We start from the raw sequence: 18,839 nt of genomic DNA on the forward strand, positions 1-18,839 counted from the left end.
CTGTTCTAATTTAAACAAATCCATCATGAAAAAAATAAATCCTCTTATTGTAATTACATTACTCCTTGTTTCCGTTTTATTCTCCTCTTGTGAGGTGATAGAAGGAATTTTTAAGGCAGGAATGGGTTTTGGCATCTTTATAGTCATTGCTGTGATTGTTCTCATTGTAGGTATCATATTCAAATTAGGGAAACGCAATTAACACACAACTTTTAAAACAATGCATTATGGCAACCACAAATGAAACTACACTCAACTGAAACGTTTTGGCCATTAAAAAACAGTATGGCCAACGGCTATCCATCTCTTCAGGATTCTATTGCAACACCAATACTGATTATTGGCGGAGGAATAACCGGAGCGTTAATTGCTTATGAATTAATTCGGCAAGGAAAGAAAGCCGTATTGGTTGACAAACGTGATGTTTGTAATGGCAGCACGGCTGCAAGCACGGCATTGCTTCAGTACGAGATTGATGTTTCGCTACACGAACTCATTAAAAAAAGAGGATTGAAATGTGCCGTGGATAGCTATAAAAATTGTAAAAAAGCCATTTATGATTTAAAGGCCATTGTGGATCAAGTAAAAAGCGATTGCGGATTTGAATTTAAAAAAAGCATCTATTTCTGTGCTTTCAAAAAAGACATAAAGTTTCTGAGAACAGAATTCGAAACTCGCAAAGAACACGGTTTGGATGTAAAATGGCTGGAAGAAAATGACTTGAAAAAAATAGGTTTAAATGCATTGGCCGCCATTGAATCAAAGTCGGGAGCAGTTTTAGATCCATATCAGCTTGCCCAAGACCTTTTGCATTTTTGCAAAGAAAAAGGAATGCTTATTTTTGACCGAACCGATATCATTTCCATAAAAAAGAAAGCTGAAAAAATGTTGGCAATTACCAACAGTGATTACACAATTACTGCAGAAAATATCATTCATTGTACAGGCTATGAAAGTGTCGAAATGATTTCCAATGAAGTCGTTGATTTGAAAAGCACTTATGTGACCATTTCTGAATCCTACACAAAATTACCTCCCTTATTCAAAAATGCAATTTATTGGAATACCGCCGATCCTTACCATTATTTTAGAAGCACTCCAGATGGAAGAATCATAATTGGTGGTGGCGATGAAGAGTTCAAAGATGCTGAAAGAAGAGACAAACTAATGGATTTGAAAGAAAGCTATCTTTTAAAACAATTTAAAAAATATTTTCCGAAAATTGACTTTATCCCTGATTATTCATGGGCTGGGACTTTTGGTGAAACCAAAGACGGATTGCCTTACTTTGGAAAACTAAACCCTAAAAAGAACGAACATTTTGTTTTGGGTTTTGGTGGAAATGGAATCACCTTTAGTGTATTGGGAATGAATTCCATAATCTCCTCTTTGGAAAATCTTCCTCATCCGGATTTGGAATATTACAAATTTGGAAGATAATTTACCCAGCACAATCTTCAAACCAAGACGATAATTAGCTGTCAAAAAATAAAACATCTCGCCTATTTTGTGATAAAACACGAAAAAATACCACAAGGAGGCTCCTATGGCAAAAGTGCAACTCTTTTTAATTCTTATTTTTATAAATTGCGCGCTTTAAAGGAAACCTAGCGATTTCGCTCCCTTTAAACAGCAATTAACAAAACTAAATCATAAAATAATGAAAAGAGAAAACATCTTAACCGGTTCTCCTTGGGAAGACAAAATGGGATATTGTCGTGCAGTTCGCATTGGAAATATCATTGAAGTATCCGGAACTGTTGCAATCGTTGACGGCGAAAAAGTAAAAGCCGATGATGCTTATGCACAAACCCTAAATATATTGGAAAGAGTGGAGAAAGTATTGGAAGATCTTAAGGTTGGAATGAAAGACGTGATTCGTACTCGAATTTTCACTACCGATATTACTACATTTGAAGAAGTGGCTAGAGCCCATTCCAAATTTTTCAAAGATGTAAAACCAACAACAGGTTTTTACGGAATTAACCAATTGGTAGCTCCAGAATATTTGGTTGAAATCGAATTTACTGCAGTTGTATCAGAATAATTCAAAAAACACTACGTTTGTAATACTTTAAAAGTATTCTGAATTAATGGGTTTTAAAAATATAAAAGAAAAGATGCTTATCACGCTCAAATGGATTCTCATTTGTTGTTTGATAGGCATTTTTTCTGGATCGGCATCAGCCTTTTTTCTGGTTTCATTAGAGTTTGTTACCCAAGTCCGAAATCATCATAACTGGATTATTTGGTTCTTGCCACTTGGAGGTTTACTTATAGGATTTGGCTATTTTTATTGTGATTCCAAAATAGCAAAAGGCAACAACCTATTACTCGAAGAATACAACAAACCCGAAAAAAAGATTCCTTTCTTGATGGCTCCTTTGGTGCTGGTGAGCACGTTAATCACCCATCTTTTTGGAGGATCGGCAGGAAGAGAAGGAACAGCAGTCCAAATGGGCGGCACCATCGCAGATTTATGTACCAAGATTTTTAAACTCAATCATTCCGAAAGAAGAACCTTGATAATACTGGGAATAAGTGCCGGTTTTGCTTCTGTTTTTGGAACGCCTCTGGCAGGTGCATTGTTCGCCTTGGAAGTTGTTTTTTTTAGCAAACTTAAACTCAAAAGCGTTGTCTTTTCCTTTCTGGTAGCCTACATCGCTTATTTCACGGTTGAATTCTGGGAAATAAAACATACTCATTATAGTATTCCTGAAGTTCCCGAAATGAATTTTTCTATTCTATTCTGGATATTAGTCGTTGGGATTTCGTTTGGATTGGCAGCATTACTGTTTTCCAGAAGTACTCATTTTTGGGGTAAATTATTTTCACATAACATAAAATATCCACCATTAAGGCCTTTTATTGGCGGAATAGTTTTGGTTCTTGCGATCTATTTTATCGACGCCACAAAATATATCGGATTGGGAGTTCCTGTAATTGTTGACGCTTTTACGGTCCAAAATACCCCCTACGATTTCCTTCTAAAAATCCTTTTTACTGGATTTACGCTTGGTGCTGGATTCAAGGGAGGCGAAGTGACACCACTCTTTTTCGTTGGAGCCACATTGGGAAGCGCCTTGTCGGTTGTTGTCCCTTTGCCAATTGCACTATTGGCGGGAATGGGATTTGTAGCCGTTTTCTCGGGAGCGACCCACACTCCTATCGCTTGTACCGTTATGGGAATAGAACTTTTTGGTATCGAAAGCGGTGCTTACATTGGAATTGTCTGTATCATTGCTTACTTTTTTTCGGGTTCTATAGGGATTTACAAATCTCAAATTGTGAAAGGACCAAAATCCATTTTGTACCAAAGCATTAGAAAAAAAGGATTGAAATACCTCTAGTCTATATTTCTTTATAATTTCTTAAAATTTTTCAACTTTAAGTTTAAAAAATGTAATTTCGCAAACTATGAATATACAAGACATACAAGCGATACAGTTGTTATTATCAACTCCAAAAAAAATTGCCATAATTCCACATCGAGGTCCAGACGGAGACGCCATGGGCTCAACATTAGCGTTATATCATTTTTTGCTAAAAAACAATCACTATCCTACAGTGATTTCTCCTAATGATTTTCCTGATTTTCTAGCTTGGATGCCAGGCTCAGAAACAGTAAGAATATACGAAAAAGACAAAGAAATTTGCACTAAAATCTTAGACGAATCAGAGATAGTTTTTACTTTGGATTTTAACGCTCTTCACAGAGTTGGTGAAATGGAACAGGTTTTAGAAAAACTTACTGCTCCTTTTATCATGATTGACCACCATCAAAAACCAGACGATTATGCTACACATACTTATTCTGATGTTGCTTTTGGTTCTACTTGTGAAATGGTTTATAATTTCATTTCTTTCTTGGACAAAAAACAAGATTTAGACAAAACTATTGCAACATGTATTTACACAGGGATTTTGACTGATTCCGGCTCGTTTCGATTTCCAAAAACTACCGGAACAACCCATAGGATTATTGCCGAATTAATTGATCTTGGAGTAGAGAATACTTTGATTCCAACCCTATTATTCGACAATAGTTCTTATAATCGTTTGCAACTATTGGGTCGTGCTTTGCAAAACATGAAAGTAATGATCGATCATAAAACATCCTACACTTCATTGACACAAGAGGAATTAAACAGTTTTGATTATGTAAAAGGTGATACAGAGGGAATTGTTAATTATGGTTTAAGTATAAAAGGAATTGTTTTTACCGCTATTTTTATCGAAAATAAAGAAGAGGGAATCATCAAAATTTCTTTCCGTTCACAAGGTGATTTTGATGTAAATCAATTTGCCAGAGATTATTTCCAAGGCGGAGGACACAGCAATGCTGCTGGAGGAAAGTCAGAAATTTCGATGGAAGAAACACTACACAAATTTGAAAGTTTAGTACAAAATTTAAAAATACAATAGCCCATGAACTATTTTAAAATATTACTAATAGTATTTTTTGCTTCCATTTTATTTACAGGTTGCAAACAGCATCAAGAAGCCAGAAGACCTGTTTCACAATCATCTGGAAGCTTTATGAAACAATCTATTGCTCGAAATAAAAAAATGATTGCTGGAGAAGAAGACCAAATCGAAGCTATAATAAAGAGTGATCCTACTAAGAAATATATAGCTTCCAAAAAAGGATATTGGTATTATTACGAAACCAGAAACTTGACCGACAGTCTTACTCCGCAAAAAGGAGACATTGCTTTTTTTGATTATGAAATAAAAGATTTGAAGGGGAATATTATTTATTCTCAAGCAGAATTAGAACCTCAGATTTACAAAGTAGACAAACAAGAAATCATGATGGGATTGAGAGATGGAATAAAACTAATGCGAAAAACAGAAAAAGTACACTTTCTTTTCACTTCGCACATGGGATATGGATATCATGGTGACAACAACAAAATTGGCACCAATCAACCTTTATTTTGTACTGTTACACTTCGTGATTTTATGACTGAATCTAAGTATAATGAGCAAATTCAGTCAAAAACCGTTGCAAAAGCAAATACACCTATGCCTACAAAACCCAAATCAACCATAAAAGACACGTTAACAAATTAAAAAAAGTAGAATGAAAAAAAATATTTTATTTGCATTACTCCTCATTACAACTTTGATTTCTTGTAACAAAGAACACAACAATTTACCCGATGGTTTATATGCCGAAATAGAAACCAATAAAGGAAATATTTTATTGCAATTAGATTATAAAAAAGCACCTGTAACAGTTGCCAACTTTATTACATTGGCAGAAGGTGAAAATGAATTTGTTGTCAACGATACTTTGAAAGGAAAGCCTTTTTACACTGGATTAAAATTCCACAGAGTTATCAAAGATTTTATGGCACAAACTGGAGATCCATTAGGAACAGGATCTGGAGATACAGGATACAAATTCAAAGATGAATTTAGCAATTTAAAATTTGACAAAGGTGGGATTTTGGCAATGGCCAATAATGGGCCTGGAACCAATAGCAGTCAATTTTTCATCACTCACTTAGAGACACCTTGGTTAGATGGAAAACACACTATTTTTGGACATGTAGTAAATTACGACCTTGAAGTGGTGAATAAAATAGAGCAAGATGATTTTATAAAAAGTATAACTATCATCAGAAATGGTGAAGATGCCAAGAAGTTTAATGCAAAAAAAACTTTTTATGATTATTTCAAAATAGAATCTGAAAGCCAAAAACAAAAAGTAGCCGCAGAGGCCGCTGCAAAAAAAGAATATGAAGCCAAATACAAAGCTGTTTGTGATCAAAAAGTAGCTTCATTTACTGAACTAAAAAGTAAAGCTAGCAAAACAGCAACTGGACTTCAATATGTAATCACTAAAAAAAGTGGAGGTAAAAAGCCAGCAATGGGTTCAACCATTTATATTCATTATGCAGGATTTTTGGAAAATGGAACTTTATTTGACACAAGTATTGAAGACGTATCTAAAACTTTTGGAAAATTTGAACCAGCAAGAGCAGCAGCCAATCAATACATACCTATTCCATTTCAAGCAGGAAGAAAAGACGGTTTGATTCCTGGTTTTATCGAAGGAATAGAAAAAATGTCCATTGGAGACAAAGCGGTTCTTTTTATCCCATCACATCTTGCATACGGAGAAGCCGGTGCAGGTGATGTAATTCCACCAAATACCAATATCATTTTTGAGATTGAGTTAATAAAAAAAATGCCTAATTAATTTTAAAATAGTTGACACTAAAATTTTATACAATGAAATCTAAAATCACATTATTACTCTTTTTAGGGTTATTCAATTTACACGCACAAAACACAAAAAAACCAGTTACCACAAAAAAAACAGCAACAACTGTAAAAGCTCCTGCTGCTGTTACTCCCGAAGGTATTTATGCCACTATCGCAACCAATAAAGGAAATATCACTGTTGAATTATTTTACAAAAAAACTCCTGTTACAGTAGCTAATTTTATAAGTTTGGCTGAAGGAAAAAATCCATTTGTTGCCGTTGAAAGATTAAAAGGAAAACCTTTTTTTGATGGTCTAAAATTTCACAGGGTAATCAAAGATTTTATGATTCAAGGTGGTGATCCAGATGGTAATGGTTCTGGAGGACCTGGTTATGCTTTCAAAGATGAGTTTAATGATTCAAAATTTGACAAAGCAGGAATTCTTGCTATGGCAAATTCTGGACCTGCTACCAATGGAAGTCAATTTTTTATCACTCACAAAGATACGCCTTGGTTAAACGGAAAACATACTATTTACGGTCAAGTAACACAAGGAATGTCGGTAGTAAATACTATTGCACAAGATGATGTAATCACAAAGATTACAATTTCTAGAAAAGGAGAAACTGCCAAAAAATTTGATGCTGCAAAAGTATTCTCAGATTATTATTCAAATAAAGCGGTTGAAGAAAAATTAAAAGTTGAGAAAGAAGAAAGCGAAAGAGCAGCAGCAAATGCAATTGCTTTGAAAGAATTTGCCAATGGACAAACAACTGCAAGTGGTTTAAAATACATTGTTTTAAAAGAAGGCACTGGTGCAATTCCAGCATTAACGAGTAATGTTAAAGTACACTATACAGGAACTTTTAATAATGGAAAAATATTTGACAGTAGTGTTCAACGCGGAGAGCCAATTGATTTCAATTTAAACCAGGTAATTAAAGGTTGGACAGAAGGACTTCAATTGATGAAGGAAGGTGCAAAATACAAATTTTACATACCTTATACCTTAGCTTATGGAGAAAGAGGGTATCCAGGTGCCATTCCTCCAAAAAGTGATTTAATCTTTGAAGTGGAATTGATTAAAGTAAACCAGTAAATAGTATACTATTTTCAGTGTTCCGGAATTAGATTATTTTTTGGGTTTAGTTCCTGAAGATAAATACAAAATAAATTTTAGCCCAAATTTCACGGATAAATTCATGAAATTTGGGCTAATTCATAAAACAAACATTTATCATGAAAGACATCGAATTAATAAAAACAAAACAGCATTATGAAATCCTTGACGGACTTAGAGGTGTAGCCGCAATATCGGTGGTTATTTTTCACTTTTTAGAATGGGCATATGATCATCCCAGTAAAAATTTATTTGCACATAGCTATCTTGCGGTAGATTTTTTCTTTTGTCTTTCTGGTTTTGTAATTGCCTACGCATATGATGACCGAATTGAAAAAATGGGAGTTATTGAATTTTTTAAATCACGCCTTATCCGATTGCATCCTTTGGTCATTATTGGATCAATTCTGGGCTTAATTGGCTATTTCCTTATTCCTTATGGTGATATTACCAACAGAAGCGTATCTGAACTACTGCTTCTTTTTGTTTGTTCCCTCTTATTAATACCCCTCCCGATAATGAATGAGCGTTGGGGCAATAATTTTGGATTAAACGCACCTGCTTGGTCATTGTTTTGGGAATATATTGCTAATATCATTTATTCACTAATATTATGGCGTTTGTCCCGTCGTATTTTATTACTGTTGACACTTATAGCTGGAATTCTATTAGCATATGTTTCATACAGTAGTTACAGTATCATGGGAGGCTGGGATGGCATTACATTTTGGCATGGTTGCGCACGTGTTTCTTATTCCTTTTTAGCAGGTATTTTAGTCTACCGTTTCAAATGGATCATTCCATCAAAATTAGGCTTCCTCGGACTTACACTGCTTTTAATCCCTGCATTTTTATATCCTTTTAATCCAGAATGGAACTATTTGACAGAACCACATATTGTCCTTTTCTATTTCCCGTTTTTGATTGCCTTGGGAGCAGGAGTTGTAACTTCTCCAAAAACAAAAAAAATATGTGTTTTTTTAGGTAACATATCCTATCCGTTATATATGACACATTACTTTGCAATATGGATATTCGCAACATATCAAAATATCTATAAATTCAGTGGATTTTCACTCTTTGTAGTTGTTTCTTTGGGTACACTTGTTTTGATTGGATTTGCCTATCTGACGATGACTTATATAGATGTCCCAGTACGCAATTATTTGACAAAAAAAAGAAAATCAGGTTTAAGTCAAAAACAATAATCTTAAACAAATAACTTATTGTTACTTGTAAAAAAAAAATGGATTACCATTGGTAATCCATTTTTTTTTACACTGAATTGAATAAAACATTTATCACTCCATATTTACATAAAAACTCTGAGCATTACTTTTTAAACTTCCAATCAAATTCATCTTTGTCATTAATTATTGCTCCAATTTCGAATTTTACGACTTCGTCAAATTCAGTTTGAAGAATAATCCAATTTTCTTCATTAAAATAGTTTTCGAAAGTATCGAATTCTTCTTGGGTAAATTTGGTTATTCCCTTTTGAGCCAAATCCTTTTTAACATCCGATATTTTTCTATTAATTACTTTATTACCAAACAATTCCAAACTTGGATTCGATGCAACTAAATACCCTAATTTTAAATCTTCTTCTTCATAAAAAGTCAAACGAATTTTAAGTTCATTATAAACAAAAATCACATTTTCATCTTCGTCTTTGTAATTTTTATTTGGTTTACCGTAAACAGCAATAACATCATTTTGTTTCATTCCGAAAATGAGTTTATCAATTCCGTTTTTTGGATTTATTTTCATATAGATACTTTTAATTTATTTATTTTTTATAGTTCACAAAGGTATCCTTTTTTAAGGGAATTATGTTTTTGCTAGATAAAAACAAAGAACACTATTGAAAAAATGAAATAAATATCTAGTGGTAAATACAAATTTGTAACTTTATAATAAAATTTATTAGAAGTAATGTTTTTTATCACAACATAAGCTTAGTATTACAAAAAACATTTTACTTACATTTTGTCGATTAAAAATAGCCTCATATCGATATTTTTTTCAAAAATGGAACACTTTTTGAGAAATAATATTATAATATTTTCAATTTATTATTATTTTTAAAAAAATTATGCAAAAATACCGATGAATATTTTTTCACATAATAAATAAAACGTAAAATTATAATTATGGAATGTTATTAATATCATTCCCAAAATTCAAAATCAGTAGCTATATTAAAAATAAAACTCCAGAAAACAATTGTTTTCTCAATCAAAATCCCAACCGAAATTTGGTTAGAAAGTAAAGAAGAAAAGGATCTACATTTAATTTTAGTTTTCAAAAAAAAATACGCTCAATGTCATTTAGGACAGGACTAAATAAATATTAATGAAAAAATCAATCTTTTTACTTTGTCTACTTCTTACAAGTACTCTTTCTTTTTCTCAAACAAATATTGAGCAACATACACTTGATTCTTTAAAAATAGAACTAAAAAATGCTAAGGAAGACACATTAAAAATAAACATTCTTAATGATTTATCTTTTTCATACTATAATATTGATTCTAAAAAAAGTTATCAATATGCTGAAATAGCTCATAATCTTTCCAAAAAGAACAATTATGAAAAAGGAATAGCAAGATCTTACCTCAATTATGGCATATATTATTGGTTAAAAGCTGATTTTCCAAAAGCCTTAGATTATATCTATAAATCGCTTAATATCAGCGAAAATCTAAACGATAAAAAAGGAATTGCCAATGCCAATAATAGACTTGGCACAATCTATGCTGAATTTAAAAATTACAAATTAGCATTATCCTGTTATACAAAAGCATTAGAAACTAGCAAAGAAATTAATGATAGGAAATCCATTGCAACCTACTTAAATAACATTGGGGATGTCTATTTGAGAATGAAACAATATCAAAAAGCATTAGATTATTTTAATAAAGCAATTAAAATGAATGCTTATGAAAAGACCAGCTATAAATCTGGAATAAATTATACTAATATTGGTATTACTTTAAACTTTCTTAAGCAATATCGAAAATCTATTGAAGCTATTAACAAATCCATTTCTATTTACAATGATGACCCAAGTTTATTCAATGCTTATAATAAATTAGAATTAGGTAAATCTTATTATTATCTCGCTTTAGGCGAAAAAAACAAAATAAATCGAGATAGCTTTTTGCAAAAATCTTTGAACTATATCAATGAATCCTTGATCATTTTCACAAGAGAGGAATCATTAATGGACATGAGAGATTCCTATTCCTATTTGTCTAAAATTTATAAAACCCAAGAAAAACCAGAACTCGCCCTTCAACTTTTTGAAAAAAGTTCAAAGCTAAATGATTCCATTTTTTCTAATGAAAATAAAATACAAATTGAATTTCTAAAATCGCAAAGAGAAATCGAGTTGAGAGATGAAAAAATTGAAATTCAAAATCTTAAAATCAAGAATGAAGCTCGAAAAGTCTATCTATTATATACCATAACCATTGCGGTAATAATTCTTTTAACCCTCTTTTTTTGGCTGTATTTATCAAAGAGAAAAACGAACTTACAATTAGAAGAGAAAAACAAAGTAATATCCAACATCAACAAACAAAAAGACAAATTCTTCTCCATAATTGCACATGATCTTAGAGGACCTTTCAATGGTTTTCTAGGATTAACAGAACTATTGGCTCAAGATATTGACAATATGGATAAAGAAGAAATCCAATTTGCAGCAGTAAATATGAGAAGCTCTGCAGTCAATTTACATAGATTATTGGAAAACTTACTGGAATGGTCGAGAATGGAACAGGGATTAATTCCCTTTAACCCTCAAAAAAGCAAATTTCTTTCTTTAGTAAACGAAAGTATTAACGCGCTACAAGACGAAGCAAATAAAAAAAGAATTAAAATTCAAAGGTCAATACCGGAAGACTTAACTATTTATGCAGATCATCACATTCTGCAATCAGTTATTCGAAACTTATTGTCCAATGCCATAAAGTTTACACCAAAAGATGGAAGTGTAAAAATCGAAGCTCATGAAGATTCGAAAAATACAATCGTTTCAATATCCGATACTGGAATTGGAATGGATGCCAAAATACAGAATAATTTATTTAAACTAGATATTAAGACCAATAGAAATGGAACTGAAAACGAACCAAGTACTGGACTGGGATTAATCCTGTGCAAAGAATTTGTGGAGAAACATAATGGGAAAATTTGGGTAGAAAGTGAAGTAAACAAAGGCACTACTTTTTATTTTAGTTTTCCTCATGAATTAACATAAATTAGTGTATTTTTGAAAAAAATACCACATAAATGATTCGAAAAACTACTCTATTATTACTTTTTTTGATCTTTTCTACATTACAAGCACAAAATCCTATTTATAAGACTATTGACTCGTTAAAAATAGCATTAAAACAAGCAAAAGACGAATCAGAAAAAACAGTTTTACTAACAAATCTTTCCTCTTACTCAGAATATATTGGTCCTGATGAAGCAATAAATTATGCAAAAAAGGCGCTTCATTATGCTCAAAAAACAAAAAGCGACAAGCATATTGCTGATACCTATGGGAATCTGGGTACCGCTTATGAAATAAAATCAGACTATGCCCATGCTTTAAAAAATCTTTATAAAGCACTTGCAATCTATGAAAATCTAAATGACGCAAAAAGCCTAACTACTGCTTACAATAACATTGGATTAATTTATATTGATCTCAAAAATTACAAACAAGGACTTATTTTTTATAATAAAGCACTGAAACTAAGCTATCAATCCAAGAAAGAAAGAAATGTTTCGTTGCTTTTGAATAATATGGGAGATGTGTATTTGCAAAAAAAAGAATATCGGAGATCATTAAACTACTTTTACAAAGCACTGATAATAAACAAAAAACTTGACGACGCAGAAGGAATTGGTTTAAATCTTTCCAATATAGGTATTTGTTATATCAACTTAAAAAATTATGAAAAAGGCATAGAGTTTTTAAATAAGTCAATCGCAACTTATGATGATCATTCAAACCTTTATAATAATTATAACACTTATGACCTTGGAAGAGCATTTTACTTAATGTCACAAGATGAAAAATATAAAAAAGATAAAGAAACACTTATCGATAAATCAATCTATTTATTTGAAAATGCCTTACGTATTTTTGAGAAGTATAAATCTTTAAAAGACATCCAAGAAACCTATTTCTATCTTTCCAAAGCCAACAAATCAAAAGGTAATTATGAAGTAGCGTTGAAGTGTTTTGAAAAATATTCCCGCATAAAGGACTCTATATTTTCGAAAGAAAGTGAAAAAAAATTAGCCAATCTTGAATTTCAAAGAGAAATAGATTTAAGGGACAAACAAATAGAAATTCAAACCCTCAGAATAAATAGTGATTCACGAAAAGTCTATTTTCTAATTACGATATCTACTGCTGTTGCGGCATTATTGGGCTTATTCTTGTTCTTATACGATTCCAAAAGAAGAAATAATCTCTTGCTCAAAGAAAAAAACATTTTGATTTCGAATATAAATTCCCAAAAAGACAAATTTTATTCCATCATTGCACACGATTTAAGAGGCCCATTCAATGGCTTTTTGGGCTTAACAGAGTTAATGGCTGAAGACATAGACACAATGTCTACTGGGGATATAAAATTTGCTGCTGTTAATATGAGAAGTTCAGCCAAAAATCTTTTTGCCCTTTTGGAGAATCTATTGGATTGGTCAAGAATGGAACAAGATTTAATTCCATTTGTTCCAAAAGAATACCCGTTAAAAACAGCTGTATTGGATAGTATTGTCACATTACAGAATAATGCAGATAAAAAAGGAATAAGTATCAATACAACTATTTCAAATTCTACGACACTTTTTGCAGATAAAAATATGTTCCAAGCTGTAATTCGCAATATTGTTTTGAATGCTATAAAATTCACACCAAAAAGAGGATCAGTTGACATCCAAGAAAAAGAAGATTTTTACAACACTCTCATTACAGTCAAAGATACAGGAATAGGAATGAGTCCAGAAATGGTTCTAGATTTATTCAAAATAGATGTTCAAAATAACCGAATTGGAACTGAAGATGAACCTAGTACAGGATTAGGATTGATTTTGTGCAAAGAATTCATCGAAAAACATAAAGGTAAAATATGGGTTGAAAGTGAAGAAGGCAAAGGAAGTACATTTTACATTAGTTTCCCTAACAAAGACTCTGGTCTTATTTAATTCCTTGCCTTTTTTATAAATGCATGTTCTATTTATTTAATGTTTATTTAAAAAAAGAATTATAATTTTGAGTTTAAATTTTCTCTAACAGTATCGAACCATTCGTTTTTAAGGATACTTAATACAATACTATCCCTACGAACATCACTATCTGCTGTTGGCATGTGGCTACGCATAACTCCTTCAACTTTACATCCAATGCTTTTCATTGCAGCAATGCTTCGCTGGTTGTTGTTGTCGGCACGGAACTCTACACGCTCCATACCAAGTGTTCCAAATGCAAATTGCAATAAAAGATACTTACAGTGTTTATTGAGTCCTGTCCCTCTAAAATCTTTCCCATACCAAGTATATCCCAATTGTACCGTTTTGAACGGCATATTGATGTCATAAAAGCGAGTACTTCCAGCATATTTACCTGATTTTTTATCCATAACTATAAATGGAAATTCGGTTTGATTTTCTCTTGCTTTAAGCGCAATTTGAATATACTTTTCCAAATTTTCTTTTCCATTGGCGCGAACTAATGAATATTCCCAGGTTTCTGGTTCATTAATTGAAATATCAAGTAGGTTTTCGATATCGGTAAGTTGTAAAGGACGAAGTAAAACCATTTCATCTTGAAGTACAACATCTTGAGGGAATTGAGAAATAGACATTATTTTTTTTTACTAATTTATAAAAAAAAGACAAATCTCTGCAGTTTGATAAATAATTACTGATCTCATAGCCCAGATAGAAGTGAAAAGCCCACAGTATAAAACATTAACTTTCTTGTTATGAAAGAGCGACCAGTAGAAGCTCCTTTTATCACTTAGAAAATTAATGTTTTATGCGAGGACTTGTAACGGATAGCTGGAATAGCTCCTGAAAAAACTATTCACTCATTTCGTCATAACGCTCAGGAACTTGAGGGTCATATAACGGACATTTGAATTCAGCCATTGTATCAACAAGTAAATTCATGGTCTTGCCTTCGGTGCCATAACAATCTATTTTGATACTTTGTGGGGTTGTTCTTATTTGAAAAGCGCCTTTGCCGTTGGTGTTTTTCCAACTGTTATTATCGACTTTCTCCCATTTTGTAAAAACGGTATTAAATCTATTTAGGATTACCTCAACTGGAAGTATTTCTAGGCCTTCCACAAGTTGCTGCTCATCGATTGCTTCATACACTTCGTGATGATTTAAATAAACACCTTCCAAGTATTTCCAGAATATTAATTCGTACATTTTAAAAAATTAAAAGATTGAAAGATTGCATAATTAAACGATTGAGCAACGGAGCGTTTTAACAATTTTTAATACTCGAAAGTACCGTATTCGCTAGTGATTGTTAGTCTTTTGGAATCAGAGGCTTCTACTCTACCCACAATTTGGGCATCAACATTGAATGATTTTGAGATTGCGATAATGTCCTGTGCGATAGCTTCGGGCACGTATATTTCCATACGATGTCCACAGTTGAAAACTTGATACATTTCTTTCCAATCGGTTTTGGATTGCTCCTGTATCAATTGAAACAAAGGCGGAACCGGAAATAAATTGTCTTTTATAATATGTAAGTTTTGAACAAAATGTAAAATCTTTGTCTGTGCTCCTCCACTGCAATGCACCATTCCGTGAACATCTTGTGAAGTATATTTGTCTAAAATTTTCTTGATTATTGGCGCATAAGTTCTTGTTGGCGAAAGTACCAATTGCCCAGCATCTATAGGCGAATTTTCTACGGCATCAGTCAATTTTACTTGTCCAGAATAAATCAATTCATTAGGAACAGCCGCATCAAAGCTTTCTGGATATTTATTGGCTAAATATTTTTCAAAAACATCATGACGTGCAGAAGTAAGTCCGTTACTTCCCATTCCTCCGTTATAACCTTTTTCATAAGTCGCTTGTCCAAAAGAAGCTAATCCAACGATGACATCACCTGCTTTTATATTGGCATTATCGATTACTTTGGAACGTTTCATTCTAGCCGTTACTGTAGAATCTACAATAATGGTTCTTACTAAATCACCAACATCGGCAGTTTCTCCTCCAGTTGAATGAATAGTAACACCAAACGAATCAAGCTCTTTTATTAGTTCTTCGGTTCCATTAATAATGGCAGATAAAACTTCGCCAGGAATAACGTTTTTGTTTCTTCCAATAGTTGAAGAAAGCAAAATATTATCGGTTGCACCTACACACAATAAATCGTCAATATTCATGATCAACGCATCTTGAGCGATTCCCTTCCAAACCGAAATATCCCCTGTTTCTTTCCAATACATATAGGCCAATGATGATTTTGTACCAGCACCATCTGCATGCATTATCAAGCAATAGTCTTCGTCCTGTGTCAAATAATCAGGAACAATTTTACAAAATGCTTGAGGAAATAAACCTTTGTCTATATTTTTAATGGCGTTATGCACATCTTCCTTTGATGCCGAAACACCACGTTGTGCATATCTTTTTGAAGTATCTGAACTCATTTTTTAGTTGTGTGTATGTTGGGCAAAGATAATTTTAATGTAACAATTATACAATTAAATTTCAATGGCAATGGCAATGGCAAATTTCAAATTCTAGAACCTGAATTCCGATTTCTGTAAACTACTTTTAATTGGCTATAATTTCAATTTCTACACGACGATTTGCTTCTCGTTCCGCTTCTGTTTTTTCGGGTAAAGTATATAATGGTTTCGAACTACCGAATCCAACAAAAGTCATTCTGTTCTTCTCTATACCATTATATTCCAAAAATTTGCAAATCGCTTTGGCTCGTTGGGTGCTTAAATCCCGAACATCTTTTTTAACACAACAAATATGCCCTTGAATTTGTATTTTTAAATCTGGACAGCTTTGCATAACTGTCAACAATTCAAACATTACCGATCTGGATTGTGGCATTATCGCAAAAGTATCAACGAAAAAATTCATGCTCTCCAATTTTAGCTTCTCACCAATATTGGCAAGGCTTACTTTTTTCATAAAGACAGTATCAATTTTAATGTTCACTGAAGATCCATCTGGATTTTCATAAACATAAACATCAGAAAATTTAACTTTTGGCTTTTTCTTTTCTACCACAACTACTTTTTTGGGTGCTATAATTTTTTCCTCATTTACAAAATCTTTTGGCAAAATATAATACAAAGTAACTTTTCTGTTTTCAGCTTTAATTGGAGAGGAAGTATGTAATTCTCCAAAATTTCTTGTTTTGAAATCCTCTCTAATTTTTATTTTATTCTTTATGGTGTTGAACACGTAATTGATCCTCTTTTTCGCTAAAGTATCATTATAACCAACAGATCCTTCTTCATCACAAAAACCATAAACTCCAACAACTTTTACATCCTTATTTACGCTCAACCATTTATTCAATTTCAATAACTCTTCTTTTTGTAAAACAAACTTGTTGCTTTCAAAAAAAAACGAAACTTGTTCCTGTGCAAAAACACAAGAAACCATAAAACTAAATAGTAGGGTGGCAAAAAACTTCATGATTTGGGTTTTATTGTTCAAATTTACAATAAAACTTAATTAATAATTCTATGAAAGAAAGAAAAGACAAATGGCAGTTTAAAATATCTCTTACAAACAAAGTTATCGATTTGGAAAAATTCACTAAATCAAATATAAAAACCTAAAAAAGAAAAACGCCTAAACTCTTCTATAAATAGCAAGAAAAGTTTAAACGTATTTCAACCTTTATATTATAACCCTTATTACATCCTTATTTCCATTCGGGCATTGAACCACCCGAAAATAGTAATGTTCTAGCACTACCCGTAGTACCCGTACCTGTGTTTGTTACAGATGTTTTATAAACATTTTTAACTGATATTCCATCATTGGAAGTGTTTGTAAAAATGATTTCAGCTTCATTTGGAGAAAATTTTGCATCCAAATCATTAAAGCCATTATCTTTAGTTGTATTCAGCTGTGTTATGGTATTTGCAACCCTATCATAAATAAAAATTCTCGAATCAAATCTTCTATATGTCGAATTTTCGTTTCCAGAAACATCTCTGGTAAATACAATTTTTTGTGTATCGAAGGACATATTCAAACCGCTAACCGCTCCCGTCTGCCCAGAAAGCACATTATACAACACCTGACCATTCCCTTTAATTACATAAATCTCAACATTATAACCTGATATATCATTTACTTTTAATACAATTTGATTTGCACTCTGATTCCAATCACATTCAGAAATAAATTTACCATTTGGAGTTTTAAATATTTCTATTAAACCACCGCCATCACTATTTATTCGATATAATTTATCAAAATTTGGGTAGAGAATCTGACTTCCATTAGTGCTCCAACAAAAATTGATATTTTCCATATTGAATCCAGCTATAGGCACAGTATTCGTGATTTTTTTGATGTTCGACCCATCAAGATTCATCATATAAATTTGGTTCTGTGAACCATCAGAACTGATGTAAGCAATTTTATTAGATTGCAAATTCTTTCTTGGTCTATAACTATTAATAGACGAAGATGTTAATTGCAATTCATTACCTGCCTCATCAGCTGTATAAATTACATTATTGTTATTTACCTTTTTGATATATAAAAATCTTGGATTAGGAAAAGGCAAAGTAGTAAAAGAACTGACCAAACTATTGACCGGTATATTAATTCCGTCAGAAGAAGCAACTTGCCAATAATATTTGGTACTATATTTTAAGTCTTTCAAATCCAAACTTCTTGTCTTTAAATCCTTGTATGTTGTGATTTCATCTGTAGTTCCATTTTTAACAGTTACAACATATGTTAATGAATCTTTATCAATATCGGTAGCTGTCCAAGTCAACTGTAGATTTATAGCTTGATTTTTGGCAAGATCAGCAGGAGAAGTTAATACAGGAACATCTGGTGGTCTGTTATCGGCAGTTGAGACTTTCAATTCAAAAATAATTTGAGTGGTTTCATTCAGCTTAACAGTTGCCGCTTCAAACTTAGCAACATATTTATCTTTTCTCGCTTCAAAAGTATACTTTCCAATTGTAATTCCTTCAAAAGTAAAATATCCATCTTTATCTGTAAAATAGGTATCAGTAGAAGGATTTGAAGAAACCTTTGCATTTTCAATTGGTGCAAAAGTAACAGCATCAACAACTCTTCCCTTTACAGTACCAGTTCCGCCATCAGTTATCTTTTCTTCAGAACATGAAAATAAGATAATTAAGCACATTAAAATTCCGATTCTTAACTTTTCCATTTGTAGGTTTTTTATAAATAACTTTATTTATTTGCAAAATTTAAGCATTCAAATCACTGAAA

Annotated in this window: 17 protein-coding genes; 11 read left to right on the forward strand and 6 right to left on the reverse strand. The window is 32.2% G+C overall.

Annotation, left to right across the window (positions count from 1 at the left end):
- Positions 1-25: 25 nt before the first annotated feature.
- The 9 genes from J2W95_RS01755 to J2W95_RS01795 all read left to right on the forward strand — a co-directional run bounded on the left by J2W95_RS01755 (position 26) and on the right by J2W95_RS01795 (position 8,546).
- Positions 26-202, forward strand: a complete 177-nt coding sequence (locus tag J2W95_RS01755) for a hypothetical protein (RefSeq protein ID WP_310003313.1) — start codon at positions 26-28, stop codon at positions 200-202.
- A gap of 38 nt (positions 203-240) precedes the next feature.
- Positions 241-1,440: an NAD(P)/FAD-dependent oxidoreductase gene (locus tag J2W95_RS01760; protein WP_310003314.1), complete on the forward strand. Its 1,200-nt coding sequence runs from the start codon at positions 241-243 to the stop codon at positions 1,438-1,440.
- Positions 1,441-1,660: 220 nt separating this feature from the next.
- On the forward strand, positions 1,661-2,047 hold the full coding sequence (locus J2W95_RS01765; RefSeq protein ID WP_310003316.1) for a RidA family protein: 387 nt from the start codon (positions 1,661-1,663) through the stop codon (positions 2,045-2,047).
- A 46-nt stretch (positions 2,048-2,093) separates the two neighbouring features.
- A complete protein-coding gene (locus J2W95_RS01770) occupies positions 2,094-3,350 on the forward strand; it encodes a voltage-gated chloride channel family protein (protein WP_310003318.1) in 1,257 nt (418 codons plus the stop codon).
- A 67-nt stretch (positions 3,351-3,417) separates the two neighbouring features.
- The gene (locus J2W95_RS01775; RefSeq protein WP_310003319.1) at positions 3,418-4,425 is read left to right on the forward strand and encodes a DHH family phosphoesterase; all 1,008 of its coding nucleotides are present in this window, start codon (positions 3,418-3,420) and stop codon (positions 4,423-4,425) included.
- A 3-nt stretch (positions 4,426-4,428) separates the two neighbouring features.
- Positions 4,429-5,076 carry a gliding motility-associated peptidyl-prolyl isomerase GldI gene (gldI, locus tag J2W95_RS01780; RefSeq protein ID WP_310003322.1) on the forward strand — a complete coding sequence of 216 codons (648 nt, stop codon included), beginning with the start codon at positions 4,429-4,431 and terminating at the stop codon, positions 5,074-5,076.
- A 10-nt stretch (positions 5,077-5,086) separates the two neighbouring features.
- Complete coding sequence (locus J2W95_RS01785) at positions 5,087-6,211, forward strand: peptidylprolyl isomerase (protein ID WP_310003324.1); 1,125 nt, start codon at positions 5,087-5,089, stop codon at positions 6,209-6,211.
- Between the two features lie 32 nt (positions 6,212-6,243).
- Entirely contained in the window at positions 6,244-7,317 is a 1,074-nt protein-coding gene (locus J2W95_RS01790; RefSeq protein WP_310003328.1) for a BamJ family beta-barrel-assembly machinery protein, read from the forward strand.
- Between the two features lie 140 nt (positions 7,318-7,457).
- Complete coding sequence (locus J2W95_RS01795; protein WP_310003330.1) at positions 7,458-8,546, forward strand: acyltransferase family protein; 1,089 nt, start codon at positions 7,458-7,460, stop codon at positions 8,544-8,546.
- A gap of 124 nt (positions 8,547-8,670) precedes the next feature.
- Here J2W95_RS01795 and J2W95_RS01800 read toward each other — a convergent pair whose 3' ends face one another.
- Entirely contained in the window at positions 8,671-9,108 is a 438-nt protein-coding gene (locus J2W95_RS01800; protein WP_310003332.1) for a hypothetical protein, read from the reverse strand.
- A gap of 585 nt (positions 9,109-9,693) precedes the next feature.
- On the opposite strand from J2W95_RS01800, the gene J2W95_RS01805 reads away from it, so the two are divergent.
- Together J2W95_RS01805 and J2W95_RS01810 are read left to right on the forward strand one after the other, a co-directional pair.
- A complete protein-coding gene (locus J2W95_RS01805) occupies positions 9,694-11,604 on the forward strand; it encodes a tetratricopeptide repeat-containing sensor histidine kinase (RefSeq protein WP_310003334.1) in 1,911 nt (636 codons plus the stop codon).
- Positions 11,605-11,636: 32 nt separating this feature from the next.
- On the forward strand, positions 11,637-13,553 hold the full coding sequence (locus tag J2W95_RS01810) for a tetratricopeptide repeat-containing sensor histidine kinase (RefSeq protein WP_310003336.1): 1,917 nt from the start codon (positions 11,637-11,639) through the stop codon (positions 13,551-13,553).
- Positions 13,554-13,612: 59 nt separating this feature from the next.
- Here the strand turns inward: J2W95_RS01810 and J2W95_RS01815 are convergent, their stop codons facing one another.
- The 5 genes from J2W95_RS01815 to J2W95_RS01835 form a co-directional block, all read right to left on the reverse strand.
- Positions 13,613-14,212, reverse strand: coding sequence for a GNAT family N-acetyltransferase (locus J2W95_RS01815; protein ID WP_310003339.1), 600 nt, complete (start codon positions 14,210-14,212; stop codon positions 13,613-13,615).
- A 217-nt stretch (positions 14,213-14,429) separates the two neighbouring features.
- Entirely contained in the window at positions 14,430-14,786 is a 357-nt protein-coding gene (locus J2W95_RS01820; RefSeq protein WP_310003341.1) for a hypothetical protein, read from the reverse strand.
- Positions 14,787-14,854: 68 nt separating this feature from the next.
- On the reverse strand, positions 14,855-16,033 hold the full coding sequence (locus tag J2W95_RS01825) for an AIR synthase related protein (protein ID WP_310003343.1): 1,179 nt from the start codon (positions 16,031-16,033) through the stop codon (positions 14,855-14,857).
- Positions 16,034-16,160: 127 nt separating this feature from the next.
- The gene (locus tag J2W95_RS01830; RefSeq protein ID WP_310003345.1) at positions 16,161-17,045 is read right to left on the reverse strand and encodes an OmpA family protein; all 885 of its coding nucleotides are present in this window, start codon (positions 17,043-17,045) and stop codon (positions 16,161-16,163) included.
- 232 nt (positions 17,046-17,277) lie between these two features.
- Positions 17,278-18,777, reverse strand: coding sequence for a carboxypeptidase regulatory-like domain-containing protein (locus tag J2W95_RS01835; RefSeq protein WP_310003347.1), 1,500 nt, complete (start codon positions 18,775-18,777; stop codon positions 17,278-17,280).
- Between the last annotated feature and the right edge of the window lie 62 nt (positions 18,778-18,839).

The sequence above is a fragment of the Flavobacterium granuli genome (assembly GCF_031456055.1).
In the GTDB taxonomy this organism is placed as follows: domain Bacteria; phylum Bacteroidota; class Bacteroidia; order Flavobacteriales; family Flavobacteriaceae; genus Flavobacterium; species Flavobacterium granuli_A.